Source organism: Citrifermentans bremense R1 (assembly GCF_000426865.1).
Classification (GTDB): Bacteria; Desulfobacterota; Desulfuromonadia; order Geobacterales; family Geobacteraceae; genus Geomonas; species Geomonas bremensis.
The window spans coordinates 12,751-30,874 of record NZ_AUGE01000018.1; the positions used below are offsets into that span (position 1 = coordinate 12,751).

Sequence of the window (18,124 nt, forward strand, 5' to 3'; positions counted from 1 at the left end):
TGCCGATGCTTAGACAAAAATCGACGCTGGTTCTGCTGGCGCTGCTGTTTCTGTTGCCCTCCGCTGGTTACCTGCTGAACTTTTACAGCGACTGGTTGTTCTTCAATGAGACGGGTTACGCCTCCGTCTTCATCACTACCATGTACGCACAGAGCATAGCCGGCCTTGTTTTCGGGCTGCTGCTGTTTCTCTTCCTGCAAATGAACCTCCAGTACGCTAACCGCGGCGAGTTCCCGGTGCCGGGCATCCACATCGTCGGAGGGCGCGACCTCCGCTTCAACGGCCGCGCGTTGGGGCAGGTGGTGCGGCCGCTGGGGGTTCTCATCTCGCTGGTTCTCGCCTTTTTGGGCGGCACCTGGGGCTCGTACCGCTGGGACAAGCTCCTTTTGTTCGTGAACCGTGCCGATGTCGGAATGGCTGATCCTGTTCTGGGCAAGGACGTCGGATTCTACCTCTTCACCCTTCCTTTTCTGGAGATGGTGCAGACCTTCGCCGGTTTCATGGTGCTGGCTGCCCTAGTCCTCACGGCGGCGGTCTACGTGGTCAAGGGGGGAGTGGTTCTCAACGACCAGGGAGCCGGAATAGACCCGAGGGCGCGCCGGCACTTGGCCGTACTGGTCGGCTGCTTTTCGCTCGTCATCGCTGGGGGGCTTTACCTGGAGAGCTTCCGGCTGCTCTTTGCCAACAACGGCATCTTTACCGGCGCCGGATACGTCGACGTCCACGGCAGGCTACCGATGTACCGCATAGTCACCTTCGCCACCCCCGTTGCCGGCGCCCTCTTGGCGGCGGGAATCTGGAAGGGGAACTGGCGCGTCGCTCTCATCCCTCCCATCGTGGTGGCGGCGCTTTATCTTGTCGGCGTGCGGGTTTATCCCGGCCTTTTGCATAAGTTCAAGGTAGCCCCCAACGAGTTGACGCTGGAGACGCCTTTCCTGGAGAACCACCTGAAGTTCACCCGCTACGGCTACGACCTCGACAAGATCGAGACCGTCCCCTTCGACGTGGACGCCAAGCTCACCGCCGCAGACATCGCCAACAACGAAGCGACCATGAAGAACATTCGGCTCTGGGACCATGCGCCGCTTCTGAAGACCTACAGCCAGCTGCAGCAGATCCGGACCTACTACAAATTCTTCGACGTCGACAACGACCGCTACATGGTGAACGGCAGCTATTCCCAGGTCATGCTGTCGCCGCGCGAGCTTTCCTACAACGACCTCCCCAGCAAGAACTGGATCAACGAAAGGCTCATCTTCACCCACGGTAACGGCATCACCTTCGGCCCGGTGAGCCGCATCAGCAAGGAAGGACTGCCGGAGTTCTTCGTCAAAGACATCCCCGCGGTGAGCCTCGCCGACATCAAGGTGAACCGCCCGGAGATCTATTACGGCGAGCTCTCCAACGACTACGTAATCGTGAAGACCAAGGTTCCGGAATTCAGCTATCCCACCGCCACCGGCAACGTCAACACCACCTACGCCGGCAAGGGAGGGGTGCCTCTCGACTCCTTGCTCAGAAAGGCGCTCTTCGCAGGGAGGTTCAAGACAGAGAAGATCCTCCTTTCTTCGGACATCACGCCGCAGAGCCGGATCCTCTACAACCGGAACATCAGGGAAAGGGTGAGCGCCATTGCCCCATTCCTCAACTTCGACAGCGACCCCTACATGGTGGTCGACCAGCAGGGGAAGCTCAAATGGATCATCGACGCCTACACCTTTTCGGACCGGCTTCCTTATTCGAGGCCGGTCAAGGGGGGCGGCAACTACCTGCGCAATTCCGTCAAGGCCGTGGTGGACGCCTATGACGGCACGGTTACTTATTACGTCAGCGATCCCAACGACGTGATGGTCAAGGTCTACTCCCGCGTCTTCCCCGGGCTGTTTCAGCCGATCGGCGCCATGCCTGCGGACCTGAGGAAACATGTCAGGTACTCGCACCAGTACCTACAGGTGCAGGCTGCCCTCTACGCCGCCTACCATATGACCGACCCGAAGGTGTTCTACAACAAGGAGAACCTCTGGCAAGTCCCGGCTTTGGGCGAAAAGCCGATGGAGCCGTACTACACCATCATGAAACTCCCGGGGGAGAAGACGGAGGAGTACATCCTGCTGCTTCCCTTCACCCCGTCCAACCGCGACAACCTGGCCGCATGGCTCACGGCGCGCTGCGACGGCGAAAACTACGGCAAGATCAGGGCCTACACCTTCCCGCGCGACCGGCTGATCTACGGCCCCAAGCAGATCGACGCGCGCATCAACCAGGATTCCTTCATCTCGCAGCAGCTCACGCTCTGGAGCCAGCGCGGTTCCGAGGTGATCCGGGGGAGCCTGCTGGTGATCCCCATAGAGAAGTCGCTGCTTTACGTGCAGCCGCTCTTTCTGGCGGCCGACAAGGCGGGGCTTCCCGAATTGAAGCGGGTGATCGTCGCCTTCGGCGACCAGGTGGTGATGGAGGAGAACCTGGAAATTGCGCTGCAACGGCTTTTCGGAGCGGGCAAAGGGGTGTCGGCCGCTTCAGCCGCAGCTGCTTCCATAGGCTCCGGCGCAGCTGGTGCGGCGGCAGCGGGGCAGCCCGACTCGGCGCTTGCCAAGGAGGCGATGGACATCTACCAGCGGGCCATGAACCTGCAGCGCCAGGGAGATTGGGCCGGCTACGGAGAACAGCTGCGCAAGTTGGAGCAGGTACTGAAGCGCATGGCGGCGCAGTAAAAAGAAAATCGAAAAAGCATCAACCTAAACCCAAAGGAGGAATCATCATGAAGTGTCCGGTATGCAACACGGTGAATCTGGTGATGGCGGAGCGTCAGGGCGTCGAGATCGATTACTGCCCTGAGTGTCGAGGCGTATGGCTCGATCGCGGCGAACTCGACAAGATCGTAGAGCGCTCCTTCCTGAACGAGGCGCCACTCCAGCAGCCGCAGCAATCGCAGTATCAGGGTCAGCCCCCGTACCAAGGGCAACCTCAATACAAGGGGCAGCAACAGCATCATGGATATAAGCATGACGACCACGGTCATGGCTACGGTCACAAGCCTTACCGTAAAAAGTCTTTCCTGGAGGAGCTTTTCGATTAATGACGACTGTTACAGTTAAGTGGTTTCTCTTGACACGGTCCGTATACCTTCGCTATATTCGCGCCAGATTATGATAGAGAAACCACTTTTCAAACTCGTCTCCTGGTTCATACTTGCCTCCGTTTTTGTGGTGCTTTGCAACGGTGTATGCAGTACGGCCCATGCCTTGGAGTCCCAGATCTCCAACTCGCAGGATTCCGTCGTCACCGGCACAGCGAACAGCGTCGATACTCCCTGCTGTCCTGACGACCACCATGACTCAGGCGGCCCCGCATGCGATGACTGCGTCAATTGCCTGTGCCACGTCACTGTCGTTCCCCAGCTTTTCAGCCTGAACTACTTACCTGTCTTTTCCAATCTCTCTTTCTTTACTGCTTTCAGATTTATTCCCGAAGTCTACTTGCCCAAGTTCATCCCCCCCCAGAATCTCGCTTAATCCCCAGCTGTATTTCCATTGACTGTTGGCGCGGCTTGGCCTTGCCAGCACCTTGTCGGCCAGATTACTGACCGCTTCTTTGTCCCCCGTGGCCTTTGCGCGTCGCGTTAGGCACGCGTTTGCGCATCCCTGCACAGCTTCCGTCTTTGCGGCGTTGACATGGTTCAACCCTGGAGGCGCAGCTGCAAAGGGATCCGTGCAGTCAGCACCTGCCTCTGCCGGCAAGGAACAACCGAAAAACTACTTTAGGAGGTTGGTACGTGTTTGATGTGCCGCTGATGAATAAATATGGCCTGCTGGCCGCTGCCATGTCCTTGCTGCTCTGCGCTACTGCGGGACCGGTCCGGGGCGAGGAGATTTCGCTGCAACAGGCAGTGGAGATCGCTGTCCAAAATAACGCGGAGCTGAACGCTTTCCGCAAAGAAGAGGGACTTCGCGAAGCGGCGAAGACGAAGGCGGGGCTGCTCCCCAACCCGACGCTGGAGCTCGGCCTCGAATCCGGCGCCCTGACCGGCAACAGCGGGGAGAATGCCTTTTCCGTCGGCGTATCGCAGGAGTTTCTCCTAGCGGGAAAAAGGGAGAAGAGGCTTACCCTGGCGCAAAAGGAACTGGAGGTATACCGCTGGCAACTGGCCGATCGGGAGAGGCTGCTCCGCCTCGACGCGAAGTCGCGGTTTTATCAGGTGCTGCTGGACGTCAGGAAGCTAAAGCTGGCTGAGGGTGGGATCGAGCTGAACCGCCACCTTTATCAGGTGGCCAAGGAGCGTCTCGCCGCCGGCGACATCCCTGAACTGGAACTTAACCTGGTGCAGGTGGAGCTGGCCAGAAGCGAGGGGGAGAAAACCGCCGCCCTTGAGGCTGTTTTAGCCAGCCGTGCCGAGCTCTCCCTCATCTTGGGGGGGAGCGAGGTCGAGCCGGCGCTGCCGACCGGGTCCCTGGAAGCGGGAGGGGCGGTAAAGGAGGCGCAGGCTGACCTCTTCCGGCTCGCCTTGGAACGGCGCCCGGATCTAAAGGCGCTTAAGGCCGAGGCGGAGCGGGGGAGCGCGGAGCTTTCGCTGGCCCAGGCCGAGGGGGTCCCTAACCTCACCGCCGGCCTTGGGCTCAAGCGCGACACCACCGCCGTCGAGGTGGCGGGGCTGGAAGGGAAAGACACCTCTTATACCGTCGGGCTCACTCTCTCCATGCCGATACCTCTTTTCGACAAGAACCAGCCGGGGGTCCGCGAGGCGAGCGTCAGACGCGACAGCGCCGGCAGCCGGCTAGCCGCAGCGGTGAAACGGGTAGAGCGCGAGGTGGCGACGGCGTACGCCAGCCTCTCCAACGCCGAAGCGCTTCTTTCCCTGTACCTCAGGAACGTCCTGCCGCAGCTCGAGGAGAACCTGAAGCTGGCCAGCGAGGCCTATCAACTGGGTGAAGTTCCTGTACTGACGGTCTTAGAGGAGCAGAAGAAGTACCTCGAGGTGAACCAGGGGTACCTGGAAGCCCTGAACCAGCGGCAGCAGGCGCTTTTTAAACTGGAAGCGGCGGCGGCAACCGAACTTACCGGAGGTGTGCAGTGAGCAAGAAAGCGAAGATCGTTGGAATAATTTTGGCCCTCGCCCTGACGGGAGCCTTTACCTATCGTTTCGTCCAGATGGGCGCCGCAGGTTCGGAACAAGGCGAGCATGCCGGCGAGGCCGGGCATACCGAGGCAAAGCATGAGGAAGAGGGGCACGCCAAGGAGGAAAAGGGGCACGAGGGAGAGCATGCCGGAGAAGCGGGGCATGACGAACACGGAGCTGCCGGCAGCGTGACCATGAAACCCGAGATCCAGAAGCAAAATGGCGTGGTGCTGGCGGCCGCGAAGCCGCTGCGGCTGGCGGGAGTGATACGGGCGACCGGCAAAGTCGAGGTGAACGCGGACCGGATCGCGCACGTGGCGCCCCGCATCCCGGGGAAGGTAATCTCGGTGCGGGCTTCCCTTGGCGACAGCGTGTCGGCTGGGCAGTCCCTGGCGACCCTCGACAGCGTCGAGGTCGGGGAAGCGATCGGCCGCTACCGCCAGGCGAAGACCAGGCTCACCCTGGCGCAGGGAAACATGGACCGGGTCAAAGCCCTGGTGGATAGGAAGATTGCGGCGAGAAAGGACATACTCCAGGCCGAGACCGACTACAAGACGGCGCAGACCGAGCTCGCTACCGACGAGGAGCGTCTCACCCTGTACGGGGTATCCGTCGTAGAGGTCAGGGGAGGCGCCAGGAAGCCGCTCTTGCCGGTCCGCTCCCCCATCGGCGGGATCGTCACCGAGAAACACGCCATCGTCGGCGAGCTTGCCGACCCCTCCAAGAGCCTCTACACGGTCGCGGATCTCTCCTCGGTCTGGGTGCTGGTGGACATAAACGAAAAGGACCTGGCGAAGGTCCACAAAGGGCAGGGGGCTGTGGTCACCGTCGGGGCTTTCCCCGACCTGAAGCTCAAGGGGCGCATCACCTACATCGCCGACCTGGTGGACGAGTCGACCCGCACGGTGAAGGCGAGGGTCGAAGTGGCTAACCCCGGCCGGAAGCTTAAACCCGAGATGTTCGCCACGGCGGAACTCGCCCTGGCGGCAGACGCCCCCCCGGTACTCGCGGTCCCGGAAGACGCGGTCCAGGAGCTGGACGGCAAGAAGGTGGTCTTCGTCGCCGAAGAGGGGAACCGCTTCGAGGCGCGCCAGGTGCAGTTGGGAAGAAGCGCCGCGGGGGTGGTGGAGATCGCCTCCGGCCTGAAGGAAGGGGAGAGCTACGCCGCCAAGGGGGCCTTCATCCTCAAGTCGGAAGTGAAAAAAGGGGAAGTGGTCGACGAACACGGCCATGGAAAATGACCTGCAGCGCTTACAGTGATTCATAGCGAGGGACCATGCTAGAGAAAATAGTTTCTTATACGCTGCGGCACAGGGCGATGATCCTCTTCCTGTCGCTCTTAATTATCGCGTTCGGGCTCTACTCGTACTACCGGCTGCCCATCGACGCCTTTCCCGACGTGACCAACATCCAGGTCGAGGTGGTGAGCCACGCGGACGGCCTATCCGCCATCGAGATCGAGAGAAACGTCACCTACCCGATAGAAATGGCCATGCGCGGCCTGCCCGATATCGAGCAGATGCGCTCGGTCACCAAGTTCGGCCTTTCCATCGTCACCATCGTCTTCAAGGACAACGTCGATATCTACTTCGCCCGGCAGCTCGTCTTCGAGCGGTTGGCGGAGGCAAGGGAGAAAGTCCCCAAGGGGGTCGAGGTCGCCATGGGGCCCATCGGCACCGCCATGGGTGAGATCTACCAGTACACCCTGGAAGGGAGGATGCCGGAGGACCCGCAGCAAAAGATCGCCTATCTCACCAACCTGCGCACCGTCCAAGAGTGGATAGTCACCCCGCAGCTGAAAAACGTGGCAGGCGTCAACGAGATCAACTCCTTCGGCGGCTATTTCAAGCAGTACCAGGTGCTGGTCTCTCCGGAAAAACTTTTGAAGCACGCGGTCACGGTGGAGGACGTCTACTCGGCCATCGGCAGCAACAACGAAAACGTCGGCGGCAACCTGCTGGAGCGGGGGACGGACCAGTACATCGTCCGCGGCGTGGGGCTCATCCGCGACACGGCCGACATCGAGAACATCGTCCTCAAGTCGCCGGGGGGGACGCCGACCTACCTGCGCGACGTGGCCCAGGTTAAGGTGGGGGAGGCGGTCCGGATGGGCGCCTCCATGAAAAACGGCAAGGACGAATGCGTCGGGGGCATCGTCATGATGCTGCGCGGCGAGAACAGCCGCGACGTGGTGCGGCGGGTCGCGGCCAAGGTCAAGGAGATGAACGAGAACAACGTCCTTCCCGACGGGATGAAGATCGTTCCCTTCTACGACCGCAGCGACATCGTCAAGGCGAGCGTGGGGACGGTGAACAAAGCGCTCATCGAGGGGGCCATCCTGGTCCTCATCGTGCTCTACCTGCTCCTGAACAGCTTCCGGGGGAGCCTCGTGGTCCTGATCGCCCTGCCGCTGTCGCTTCTGGCCACCTTCATCGTCATGAAGCTTGCCGGCATCAGCGCAAACCTGATGTCGCTCGGCGGGCTCGCCATTTCCATCGGCATGATCATCGACACCACCATCATCCAGGTCGAGAACGTGCAGCGGCACCTGAGCGAGGAGGGGGGGAAGCATCCGAAGCTTGCCACCGTCTTGAAAGCGGTGATGGAGGTGCGAAAGCCCAGCATCTTCGGAGAGCTGATCATCGCGCTTACCTTCATCCCCATCATCTCCCTGGAAGGTATCGAGGGGAAGATGTTCAGCCCGCTCGCCATCACGGTCGCCATAGCGCTTTTGGCCTCCCTGTTCCTCTCCATCTTCGTGATCCCGGTGCTCTGCATCATGTTCCTGAAGCCGCAGCCGGAGAAGGAGAGCTACCTGATGCGTCAGGCGAATCAACTTTATCTGCCGCTTCTGGACTGGGCCATAAAGAAGCGGAAGCTGGTTCTTTCCGGGGCCGGATTGCTCCTGCTGGTTTCGCTGCTCCTGGTCACGAAGCTCGGGACGGAATTCATACCCGTCATGGACGAGGGGTCCTTCGACATGGACGTGGCGCTCCTTCCCGGCGTGTCGCTCGCGAAGGCTATGGAGGTGAACCAGCGGGCCGCGGAGAAGCTGAAGCAGTTCCAGGAACTGGACACGGTGATTTCCAGGACCGGGCAGACCGGGGTGGCGCTCGACACCCGCGGCTCCGACAAGACGGGGTATGTCGGCATCTACAAGCCCAAAAGCGAGTGGAAGCGCGACATCACCAAGGAAGAGCTCACCAACGAGATGCGCGAGTCGCTGGAGTCCATCGCCGGGATCAACTTCGGCTTCAGCCAGCCGATCCAGTGCCGCATCGACGAACTGGTGGCCGGAACCCGCGCCCAGCTGATCGTGAAGCTCTTCGGCGAGGACATAAACGTCCTGAGCGAGAAGTCCGCCGAGATCGCCAAGGTGCTTTCCACCGTCAGGGGGGGGACGGACCTGAACGCGGAGAAGGTCTCGGGCCAGCCCTACCTGACCGTGGACATCGACCGGGCGAAGATCGCGCGCTTCGGGCTTAACATAAGCGACGTGCAGAAGGTGATCGAGATCGCGGTCGCCGGCAAGGCCGCGTCGCAGCTCTACGAGGAAAATCGCAGCTTCGACATCACGGTGCGGCTCCCCGAGGAGCAGAGAAACTCGCTGGACGCCATCAAGAACCTCCTGGTCACGACCAAGACCGGCGTCAACGTCCCCCTGGAGCAGTTGGCCGAGGTGAAGATGGTGGAGGGACCGGCGCAGATCAGCCGCCAGGACGGGGTCAGGCGGATCGGCGTCGAGATGAACGTCACCGGCCGCGACATAGGGGGCTTCGTCGCCGAGGCGAAGCAGAAGATAAAGGAAAAGGTGAAGTTGCCGCCGGGATACTACCTGACCTGGGGCGGCCAGTTCGAGAACCAGCAGCGCGCCATGAACAAGCTGATGATCATCGGGCCGGTGGCAATCGCCCTGATCCTCTTGCTTTTGTACGTGACCTTCAGGTCGATCAGGCTCGCCTTTTTGGTCATCTCCAACCTTCCCTTCGCCCTGATCGGCGGAGTTTTCGCGCTGTTTCTTTCCGGCCAGTACCTCTCCGTCCCCGCCTCGGTCGGGTTCGTGGTGCTGTTCGGCGTGGCCGTGTTGAACGGCCTGGTCTTGGTGTCGCGCATTTCCCAGCTCCGCGAGGAGGGGATGGAACTGCAGGAGGCGATCCGGAAGGGGAGCCTGGACCGGCTGCGCCCGGTGCTGATGACCGCGGCCATCGCCATCTTCAGCCTGATACCGATGCTCCTGGCCGGCGGTACCGGGTCGGAGATCCAGAAACCGCTGGCGACGGTCGTGGTGGGGGGGCTCGTCACCTCGACCTTGCTGACCCTGCTCATCATCCCGTCGGTGTATAGCTGGTTCGAGAAGAGGGAAGTTCAAGAGGAAAGCTAGCCGCACTTGAAAGGGGACAGGCTACTTTTTGAAATCAAAAAGTAGCCTGTCCCCCTTAGCTGCGGCCGGCATTGCATTGAATCATTTGTTAAAAAGGAGAGCGACATGAAAAAACTAAGGTTATTGGCGCTGGGGTCCATCTTCGCGGTTTTTGGTGGGTGCGCAGGGAGCCCGCAAGCGACGCTGAAACAGGAAATAGTAAAAAGCGGTGAAGTCTTTCGGGAAATGGGGAGGGGAGGGGGGGCTCCGGAAGGGTATGCCGATCTCACCGTCACCGCTTCCATAAAGACCCATAAGCAGCGCCCGTCCCTGGTGCGCGACCGCCACGGCAGCGCCGATTACACGCTGCTCCTCTCCATCGACGGGCAGGTGGTGATTGTGACAGGGGAGGCCCGGCCGGAGCGAATGGAAGCGAGCCCGTTTGCCGACCCCGAAGCAGGTAAAGGAGTCCGCTACCTCTTTAGCAAGACCCTGCGGTTGCGGGCGGGGACGCACAGGGTCGCGATTTCGCTGCCGGAGGATCAGGTTGGAGTGGTGCATGACATCACCTTTGGGAGCGGCAGCGCGAATCACTTGGTGCTGGAGCCTGTGTACGCGGCATTAGCAGGAAAGCCGCGGCCGGGGTTTACCGGGGCCACCTCCTTCAAGGAGGGGATCTCGCGCATGCAGGTCGCGCTCAACGGGAAGGTGCTGTGAAAGGGTGAAAAGGGGACAGGGCGAAAGGGGGACAGGCTACTTTTTGTTTTTAAAAAGTAGCCTGTCCTCTTTTGTGGGCAGCCTTCGGGCTGCCCTTTTTCGTTTTCCGCTTTTAGTCTGGTCGTTTCCGTCAAGGTAAAGCTGGACACAGCAGACTAAACTTTTTTGGTTGGTAATCAAAAGTTTAAGATTGCGAAACAGTTCAAGCTGTTGTACAGTGTCGCGCTGTCATCGCCGGCTCGCCTCATTAAACGATGTGGCTGTGCAGCCTTGATGGCATTTTGGACTGACAACTGGCATTGTCGTCTAACGTTCTATTTCCATGTTGACATTGTTTGCTAAAAAAATTTCATAATTATCAAGACTTGCTTGCTTTAAGGAGTTTATGGTATACGTCATGGGCATCTGCTGTTCTATTTGAGTAAAGTGGCAATCATTTAAGTTGATTCACTGTTTTTGGTAATACCACACCGCAACATGCATCTCTAGCCGGATTGCAATCTCAGTCGAAGGAAGTCGACATGTTCCTACAACAGCTAGTCAACGGCGTTGCCCTTGGAAGCGTATATGCGCTGATCGCACTGGGTTACACCATGGTCTATGGCATCATCACCCTGATCAACTTCGCCCACGGCGAGATTTTCATGGTGGGGGCCTTCATCGGACTGCTTCTGGTCTCCTTTTTCAAGGTCAACGTCTTCGTCGCCATTATCGGCGCCATGATCTTCTGCATGATCATGGGGGTGCTGATCGAGCTGATCGCCTACCGGCCGCTTAGGAAGTCCTCCAGGCTTTCCGCGCTCATCTCCGCGATCGGCGTCTCCATCTTCCTCTCCTCGCTGGCATTGATGGTCTTCGGGGCCGACGCCAAAGGGTTCCCCGACGGCGCCTTCCCGGTGCACCAGATCCAGGTCGGCAGCGCCGACATCTCCACCTTGCAGCTCCTGATCATCGGCGTCTCGGCGCTCCTCATGATGGCTCTTGAGTTCATCGTCCAAAAGACCAAGATCGGCAAGGCGATGCGCGCCACCTCCGAGGACTACAACACCTCGGCCCTCATGGGGATCAACGTGAACCGCATCATCTCCTTCACTTTCGCCCTCGGCTCCGCGCTCGCCGCGGCGGGCGGGGTGCTGGTCGGGGTCCTCTTCAACGCCGTCTCCTTCAACATGGGTCTCATGGCCGGCCTCAAGGCCTTCGCCGCCGCAGTCCTCGGTGGGATCGGCTCGATTCCCGGCGCCATGCTGGGGGGGCTCCTTTTGGGCGTCTCCGAGGTCTTTGGTGTCGCCATCGGGTACTCGTCCTACCGTGACGCGATCGCCTTTACCATTCTCGTGCTCGTTCTCCTTGTAAAGCCGACAGGCCTTTTGGGACAAAAAATTACAAAGAAGGTGTAGATTCGATGGCAGATTTCCTTAATAGCTTGGTCGGCGCCGTCGACCCGTACATGATGCAGATCCTGGTCAACATCGGCATTGCTATCGTGCTGGCGCTGGGGCTCAACGTGATCGTCGGTCTCACCGGACAGCTGTCGCTGGGGCACGCTGCCTTCATGAGCATAGGCGCCTTCACCAGCGCCATGGTCACCATCAAGACCGGGCTCCCTTTCAGTTTGAACCTCCTGGTTACCGGCGTGGTCACCGGCATTGTCGCTGCCGCCATCGGCTTCCCGATCCTGAGGCTGACCGGCGACTATCTCGCCATCTGCACCCTGGGCTTCGCCGAGATCGTCAAGGTGTTCTTCCTGAACTTCGAGCCGACCAACAAGGCGCTCGGCCTAACCGTCCCCCCGGCTAAGACCATGATCCCCATGCCTATCTACGTCTGGGTGGTGGCGATCCTTTCCATCGTGCTGGTCACCTTCGTGCAGTCCTCCCGGTTCGGTCGGGCGCTGAAGGCGATCCGCGAGGACGAAATCGCAGCCGAGGCGATGGGAATCAACACCGCACGCTACAAGATCCAGGCCTTTGCGCTCGGCTCCTTCATGGCCGGGGTCGGCGGCGGCCTTTACGCCCACTTCCTGAGCTACATCAACCCCTCGGACTTCGGCTTCCTCAAATCGGTCGATATCCTCGCCATGGTGGTATTGGGCGGCCTGGGGAGCGTTCCGGGCACGGTGATCGGCTCGTCCCTGCTTGCCTCGGCGCCCGAGTTCCTGCGCTTCATGTCCCAGTACCGCATGCTGGTCTACGGCGCGCTGCTGGTTTTCTTGATGGTGTTCCGCCCCAACGGGCTTCTGGGCGGCGTCAACTTCACGGAACTGCTGCTTCGGGCCATCGGCAAGAAACGTAAATAATTTCACTCTAGCGAGAAAAAGCATGTCGATACTTAAACTCGAAGACGTCACCATCCGCTTCGGCGGCCTGGTCGCGGTGGACAAGGTAAACCTCACGGTAGAGAAGGGGAGCATCATGGCCCTCATCGGCCCCAACGGCGCCGGCAAGAGCACCATGTTCAACCTCATCACCGGGATCTATACTCCGACCGAGGGGCGGATCTCTTTCATGGAGGAGAGCATCTCCGGGAAGACCCCGTTCCACATCGCCGCCGCGGGGATCGGCCGCACCTTCCAGAACATCAGGCTCTTCACCCAGTTGACCGTCCTGGAGAACGTCCTGATCGGCGCCCACACCAGGGGGAAATGGGACCTGACCGGGGCCGTGCTGAAGTTCCTCCCCTTTGTGCGCCGCGAGGAGTCCGAGCTCAAGGAGCTGGCCATGGCCTGCCTGAAACAGGTCGACCTCTGCCACAAGGCGGAAGAGCTGGCGGGGAACCTTCCCTACGGCGAACAGCGCCGCCTCGAGATCGCCCGCGCACTTGCCATCAAGCCGCAGATCATCCTCCTGGACGAGCCTGCAGCGGGGATGAACCCGCAGGAAAAACAGGTCCTGGCGGAGATGGTGAAAGCGATCAGCAAGACCGGCGTGACCGTGTTCCTGGTCGAGCATGACATGAAGTTCGTCATGGGGATTTCTCACCGCATCGCCGTCCTCGACTACGGGGTGAAGATCGCCGAGGGGACTCCGGAAGAGATCCGGACCAATCCCAAGGTGATCGAGGCGTACCTCGGCAAAGGAGCAGCGCATGCTTAAGGTAGAGAACATCAGCGTGAACTACGGCGCCATCAAGGCGCTGCAAAACGTTTCCTTCCAGATCAACCAGGGGGAGATCGTGGCACTCATCGGCGCCAACGGTGCCGGCAAGACCACCATCCTCAACACCATTTCCAATATCGTCCCCTCCGTCGCCGGCAAGATCTCCTATCTGGACCGGGAGATCACCAAGCTCCCGCCGCACGAGATCGTGAAGCTCGGCATCTCGCAGGTTCCCGAGGGGCGCCGCGTCTTCGCCAAGATGAGCGTGCTGGAGAACCTGGAGATGGGCGCCTATACCCGCAGCGACAGCGAGGTCGGCTCCGACATGGAGAAGATCTTCCAGCGTTTCCCGCGCCTGAACGAGCGCAAGAAGCAGGCGGCCAAGACCCTTTCCGGCGGCGAGCAGCAGATGCTGGCCATGGGGCGGGCGCTCATGTCCCGTCCGAAGCTGCTCCTGCTCGACGAGCCCTCCATGGGCCTCGCCCCGATGCTGGTGGAGCAGATCTTCCAGATCATCCAGGAGATCAACGCCGGCGGCACCACCATCCTGCTGGTGGAGCAAAACGCCAACATGGCGCTCTCCATCGCCCACCGCGCCTACGTCCTTGAGACCGGCGAGGTCGTGCTGCAGGGGGACGCCAAGGAGCTTGCCTCCAACCCCGAGGTGAGGAAGGCGTACCTGGGAGAGTAGGGTGTCCGAAACCGCCACCATCAAGCCTTGGATCAACCCCTACCTGGCCATCCTGGTAGGGGTTTTTGCTGTCTCCTTCTCCGCGATCCTGGTGCGGGTTTGCTCCGCGCCGCCGCTGGTGATAGCCGCCTACAGGCTCATCTTCACCTTCACTTTCCTGGCGCCGTTTACGCTCTGGGGAGGCGCCCCCGCACTCAGGGGAATGACGAAGCGGCAGGTACTCCTGTCCGCCGCGAGCGGCGTCTTCCTGGCCTTTCATTTCGTCACCTGGTTCATCTCGCTCAAATACACCTCCATCGCCAGCTCGGTCGTGCTGGTCACCACCCAGCCGCTTTTCGTCGTGCTCGGTTCCTGGATCTTTTTCAAGGAGCGGGTGCCGCGCCTGGCGCTTTACGGCGGCGCGCTCGCCTTTGCCGGGAGCGTCGTCATCGGCGCCACCGACTTCCAGCTGGGAGGAAGCGCCTTCATCGGCGACATGCTTGCCCTTTTTGCCGCCGTGATGGTCTCCGGATACCTTTTGATCGGGAGAAGGCTCAGAGGCGACGTCCCCCTTACCGGCTACACCTTCGTCACCTATGGATCGAGTGCGATCGTGCTGACCGCGACCGCTCTGGCCGCACGGTTTCCCATGTATCCCCATCCCGCCCGGGACTGGCTCATCTTCGTGGCGCTGGCTCTGGTCTGCACCATCCTGGGGCACACCGTATTTAACTGGGTGCTCCGGTATGTGCAGGCTTCCGTGGTTTCGGTGAGCGTCCTTGGCGAACCGCTCGGGGCGATCCTTTGGGCCGCCGTCTTCCTGGGCGAGAACCCGACCCCGCGCCAGGCCGTGGGGGGTGCCATCATCTTCTCGGGACTCTACCTCTTCACCAGGGTGACGGCGAGAGGCAAAAGGCGGGGCTAGCAGGCAGGGGCTAGGGGCCAGGGGGGAGGGGGTAGGGGCTAGAACCCCTCCCCCTTTGGGAGAGGGCGGGGGTGCGGGCAGTTTGGCTGTGCGGCTTTTGAAACTATACGACAGGAGGCGGGTATGGATTCCAATTTGAGTGCAAGCGCCAAACGGGTGCAGGACGCGCTCCATGGCTTCGGCCTGGATTGCAAGGTGAAGGAACTTGCGGAAAGCACGCGCACCGCGGTCGACGCGGCCAACGCTGTCGGGTGCGATGTGGGCCAGATTGTGAAATCGCTGGTGTTCAGGGGCAAGTCGAGTGGCAAGGCCGTGTTCGTCGTCGCAAGCGGCGCGAACCAGGTGAACGAAAAGAGCTTGGCGGTCCTCGTGGGCGAGAAGATAGGGAAGGCTGACGCCGACTTCGTGCGGGAACAGACGGGATTCGCCATCGGCGGGGTGTCGCCGGTGGGGCACCCGGCTCCACTGCACACCTACGTGGACGAGGACCTCTTGGGCTACGACGAATTGTGGGCAGCGGCGGGGACACCTCACGCGCTCTTCTCTTTGACCCCGGAACAGCTCTGCCTGATCACTTCGGGGGAAGTAGTGAACATAAAGAAAGTACTGGCGGCGTAGGGAGATTCACAATCAAATCCCCCCTGTCCCCCCTTCGCAAAGGGGGGGACGCTATAGCCTCGCCTTCGCAAAGGGGCATCGGGGCAACGGGGCATCGGGGCATACCGCAGACAACAGTTCCCCCCCTTCCTTGACGGGAGGGGGACTTTTAATGCCGCAGACAAAGGAAAAATGGCAAGCATGGAAAGCATGGAAACACCCAAGGCAGTGAAGGCACGCGACAGTTTCACCACGGGTTTGGGCGTCATCGCCGCTACTCTCGGCTCCGCGGTGGGGCTGGGCAACATCTGGAAGTTCCCGGCGCTGACTGGGCTTAACGGCGGGGCGGCTTTTATCGTCGTCTACCTCCTCTCGACGCTTATGGCCGGACTCCCGGTGATGATCGCGGAACTGATGCTCGGCCGCCGCTCGAAGTCCGACGCACTGACCACGTTCCGGGTGCTGCACCCCAAACGCGAAACCTGGTCGCTCATCGGCGCGGCCGGCGTCCTTTCCGCCTTTCTCATCCTTGCCTTTTACACGGAGGTCGCAGGGTGGGTCTTCGCCTACATCTTCAAGGCGGCTTCGGGGAGCATCCTCTCGGCCGATCCCAAGGTCACTTCGGCCGCCTTCGAGAAGCTGATCGCGGACCCGGTGCAGTCGGTCTTCTGGCAGTGCGCGGTCATCATCTTCGTCGGAGCCATCATCGTCATGGGGGTTTCCAAGGGGATCGAGAAGACCACCAAACGGCTGATGCCGGTCCTGTTCCTGATCCTGGTTATGATCGGCGTGCGCAGCCTGATGCTCCCGGGCGCAGCCCAAGGGCTCGATTTCTTATTCCGCCCCGACTTTTCCAAGGTCACTGGCGCCGTGGTGCTCACCGCCATGGGGCTTGCCTTCTTCAAGCTCTCGGTCGGGATGGGGACCATGATCACCTACGGGAGCTACTTCAGGGACGACCAGAACGTTCCCATGACCGCTCTGCGCGTGATGCTTGCGGACCTCACCGTTTCCATCCTGGCTGGGATCGCCATCTTCCCTGCCGTGTTCAGCTTCGGGTTCAAACCGGAGGCCGGGCCGTCGCTTCTCTTCATCACCATCCCGGCGGTGTTCTCCCAGATGCCTTTCGGCAACGTCTTCGTGGTTCTCTTCTTCGTCCTCGGGGCCATTGCCGCGACGGGCGCCATGCTCTCCATCATGGAGGTGCCGGTCGCCTATCTGCACCAGCGCTTCGGCGTGAGCCGCTTCAAGGCCACGGCTGCTACCGGCACTCTACTGGCTCTGATCGGGTCCACTGCCGCACTCTCCAACAGCGTCCTCGCAAACTTCAAGCTGTTCGGCATGACCATGTTCGACCTGTACGACTTCCTTACCTCGAACCTGCTGATGCCGGTGGGGGGGCTCTTCATCTGCATCTTCGTAGGGTGGGTGTGGGGGGAGCAGAAGGTGAGGGGGGCATTGTCCAACGACGGCACGCTGCGAAACGGTGCCGTAATAAGCATCTTCTTCTTCCTGGTGAAGTATGTGGCGCCCATCACCATCGGCGTCATCCTGCTGCGCGGACTGAAAATCATCTAGCTACTTAGCGCCCCCTCCCGCAGGGGGCGCTAAATTACCGGAACCCGATATGACCAAACCTGCCGACACTTCCGAACTGGCTGCGACCGAGGCGCGGCGCCTTGGCGTCATCTACGGTCTTGCCGCGTACCTTTGCTGGGGTTTTTTCCCGCTCTACTTCAAATCGGTCAAGGTCGTGCCGCCGCTTGAGATGGTGTCGCACCGGATAGTCTGGTCGCTGGCTTTCCTGCTTTTGCTCATCACCTGGAAAAAGGCGTGGCGGAGCATGCTGGAGCTTCTCACCCTCCCCAAATCGTTGGCGGTGCTCTTTGCGACCACCCTGCTCATCGCCACCAACTGGCTGGTCTTCATCTACGCCATCAGCGTGGGGGAGGTGCTGCAGTCGAGCCTTGGCTATTTCATCAATCCGCTGGTGAGCGTGCTGCTGGGGTTTTTGTTCCTGCGGGAGAGGCTGGAGCGTCCGCAGTGGATCAGCCTGGCCCTCGCCGTTGCCGGCGTCCTGTACCTGGCCATCGAGTACGGCAGCATGCCCTGGATCGCCCTGGCGCTGGCGCTTTCTTTCGGGCTTTACGGCCTGATCCGCAAGGCGCTTCATGTGGAGCCTTTGGTCGGGCTCACCGTCGAGACGCTCTTGCTCGCACCTTTTGCGCTGTACTACCTGGTCCACCTGAACCAAACCGGCGCCGGGGTTTTCCTGACCCATTCCACCCGTCTCGATCTGCTCATCCCCATGTCCGGCATCGTCACCGCCATACCGCTTCTTCTCTTTGCCGCCGCTGCCAAGAAACTGCGGCTGGCTACTATCGGATTTTTGCAGTACATCACCCCCACCATGCACTTCCTGCTCGCCATCACCATCTTCGGCGAGACCTTCACCCATACGCACATGGTGAGCTTCCTCTTCATCTGGAGCGGCCTGGCCCTGTACTCGTGGCACGCCTATCGCTTCGTCACCCGGCAGCAGGTACGGTAAAGGTAGTGTCTGGTTCCCAAGGTGGACCTTGGGAACCACGATGGACCGATGGACCTGATGGACCACACCTGCCTCTTTATACTCATTTCCCCCCCC

14 protein-coding genes are annotated in these 18,124 nt (G+C 60.7%); all 14 read left to right on the plus strand.

From position 1 onward, the window contains the following. Positions 1-5: 5 nt before the first annotated feature. The 14 genes from K419_RS0111935 (at position 6) to rarD (ending at position 18,028) form a co-directional block, all read left to right on the plus strand. Complete coding sequence (locus tag K419_RS0111935) at positions 6-2,711, plus strand: UPF0182 family membrane protein (protein ID WP_026841798.1); 2,706 nt, start codon at positions 6-8, stop codon at positions 2,709-2,711. 47 nt (positions 2,712-2,758) lie between these two features. Next, entirely contained in the window at positions 2,759-3,076 is a 318-nt protein-coding gene (locus K419_RS0111940; protein ID WP_026841799.1) for a TFIIB-type zinc ribbon-containing protein, read from the plus strand. Positions 3,077-3,772: 696 nt separating this feature from the next. Then, positions 3,773-5,071: a TolC family protein gene (locus K419_RS0111950; RefSeq protein ID WP_026841801.1), complete on the plus strand. Its 1,299-nt coding sequence runs from the start codon at positions 3,773-3,775 to the stop codon at positions 5,069-5,071. Continuing rightward, on the plus strand, positions 5,068-6,354 hold the full coding sequence (locus tag K419_RS0111955; protein WP_026841802.1) for an efflux RND transporter periplasmic adaptor subunit: 1,287 nt from the start codon (positions 5,068-5,070) through the stop codon (positions 6,352-6,354). Before K419_RS0111950 ends, K419_RS0111955 begins: the two co-directional genes overlap by 4 nt. Positions 6,355-6,389: 35 nt before the next feature. Then, positions 6,390-9,494, plus strand: coding sequence for an efflux RND transporter permease subunit (locus tag K419_RS0111960; RefSeq protein ID WP_026841803.1), 3,105 nt, complete (start codon positions 6,390-6,392; stop codon positions 9,492-9,494). Between the two features lie 105 nt (positions 9,495-9,599). Continuing rightward, positions 9,600-10,190, plus strand: coding sequence for a hypothetical protein (locus tag K419_RS0111965; RefSeq protein ID WP_026841804.1), 591 nt, complete (start codon positions 9,600-9,602; stop codon positions 10,188-10,190). Positions 10,191-10,711: 521 nt separating this feature from the next. Then, positions 10,712-11,587 (plus strand): branched-chain amino acid ABC transporter permease, encoded by an 876-nt coding sequence (locus K419_RS0111970; RefSeq protein ID WP_026841805.1) that lies wholly within the window; start codon positions 10,712-10,714, stop codon positions 11,585-11,587. A 5-nt stretch (positions 11,588-11,592) separates the two neighbouring features. Further along, on the plus strand, positions 11,593-12,486 hold the full coding sequence (locus K419_RS0111975; RefSeq protein WP_026841806.1) for a branched-chain amino acid ABC transporter permease: 894 nt from the start codon (positions 11,593-11,595) through the stop codon (positions 12,484-12,486). Positions 12,487-12,508: 22 nt separating this feature from the next. Continuing rightward, the gene (locus K419_RS0111980; protein ID WP_026841807.1) at positions 12,509-13,282 is read left to right on the plus strand and encodes an ABC transporter ATP-binding protein; all 774 of its coding nucleotides are present in this window, start codon (positions 12,509-12,511) and stop codon (positions 13,280-13,282) included. Further along, the gene (locus K419_RS0111985; RefSeq protein WP_026841808.1) at positions 13,275-13,976 is read left to right on the plus strand and encodes an ABC transporter ATP-binding protein; all 702 of its coding nucleotides are present in this window, start codon (positions 13,275-13,277) and stop codon (positions 13,974-13,976) included. The genes K419_RS0111980 and K419_RS0111985 overlap by 8 nt, the downstream gene beginning before the upstream one ends. 1 nt (position 13,977) lies before the next feature. After that, positions 13,978-14,880 (plus strand): DMT family transporter, encoded by a 903-nt coding sequence (locus tag K419_RS0111990; protein WP_026841809.1) that lies wholly within the window; start codon positions 13,978-13,980, stop codon positions 14,878-14,880. Positions 14,881-15,003: 123 nt separating this feature from the next. Beyond that, positions 15,004-15,498, plus strand: a complete 495-nt coding sequence (locus K419_RS0111995) for a YbaK/EbsC family protein (protein WP_026841810.1) — start codon at positions 15,004-15,006, stop codon at positions 15,496-15,498. A 180-nt stretch (positions 15,499-15,678) separates the two neighbouring features. Continuing rightward, positions 15,679-17,055, plus strand: a complete 1,377-nt coding sequence (locus K419_RS0112000; protein WP_226377693.1) for a sodium-dependent transporter — start codon at positions 15,679-15,681, stop codon at positions 17,053-17,055. Positions 17,056-17,104: 49 nt separating this feature from the next. After that, a complete protein-coding gene (gene rarD, locus K419_RS0112005) occupies positions 17,105-18,028 on the plus strand; it encodes an EamA family transporter RarD (RefSeq protein ID WP_026841812.1) in 924 nt (307 codons plus the stop codon). The last annotated feature ends 96 nt before the right edge of the window (positions 18,029-18,124 follow it).

Coding starts and splice junctions, on each gene's coding strand:
- K419_RS0111985 (WP_026841808.1), top strand. CDS start 13,275: ATGCTTAAGGTAGAGAACATCAGCGTGAACTACGGCGCCATCAAGGCG.
- K419_RS0111935 (WP_026841798.1), top strand. CDS start 6: ATGCTTAGACAAAAATCGACGCTGGTTCTGCTGGCGCTGCTGTTTCTG.
- K419_RS0111970 (WP_026841805.1), top strand. CDS start 10,712: ATGTTCCTACAACAGCTAGTCAACGGCGTTGCCCTTGGAAGCGTATAT.
- K419_RS0112000 (WP_226377693.1), top strand. CDS start 15,679: ATGGAAAGCATGGAAACACCCAAGGCAGTGAAGGCACGCGACAGTTTC.
- K419_RS0111980 (WP_026841807.1), top strand. CDS start 12,509: ATGTCGATACTTAAACTCGAAGACGTCACCATCCGCTTCGGCGGCCTG.
- K419_RS0111995 (WP_026841810.1), top strand. CDS start 15,004: ATGGATTCCAATTTGAGTGCAAGCGCCAAACGGGTGCAGGACGCGCTC.
- K419_RS0111960 (WP_026841803.1), top strand. CDS start 6,390: ATGCTAGAGAAAATAGTTTCTTATACGCTGCGGCACAGGGCGATGATC.
- K419_RS0111940 (WP_026841799.1), top strand. CDS start 2,759: ATGAAGTGTCCGGTATGCAACACGGTGAATCTGGTGATGGCGGAGCGT.
- rarD (WP_026841812.1), top strand. CDS start 17,105: ATGACCAAACCTGCCGACACTTCCGAACTGGCTGCGACCGAGGCGCGG.
- K419_RS0111975 (WP_026841806.1), top strand. CDS start 11,593: ATGGCAGATTTCCTTAATAGCTTGGTCGGCGCCGTCGACCCGTACATG.
- K419_RS0111965 (WP_026841804.1), top strand. CDS start 9,600: ATGAAAAAACTAAGGTTATTGGCGCTGGGGTCCATCTTCGCGGTTTTT.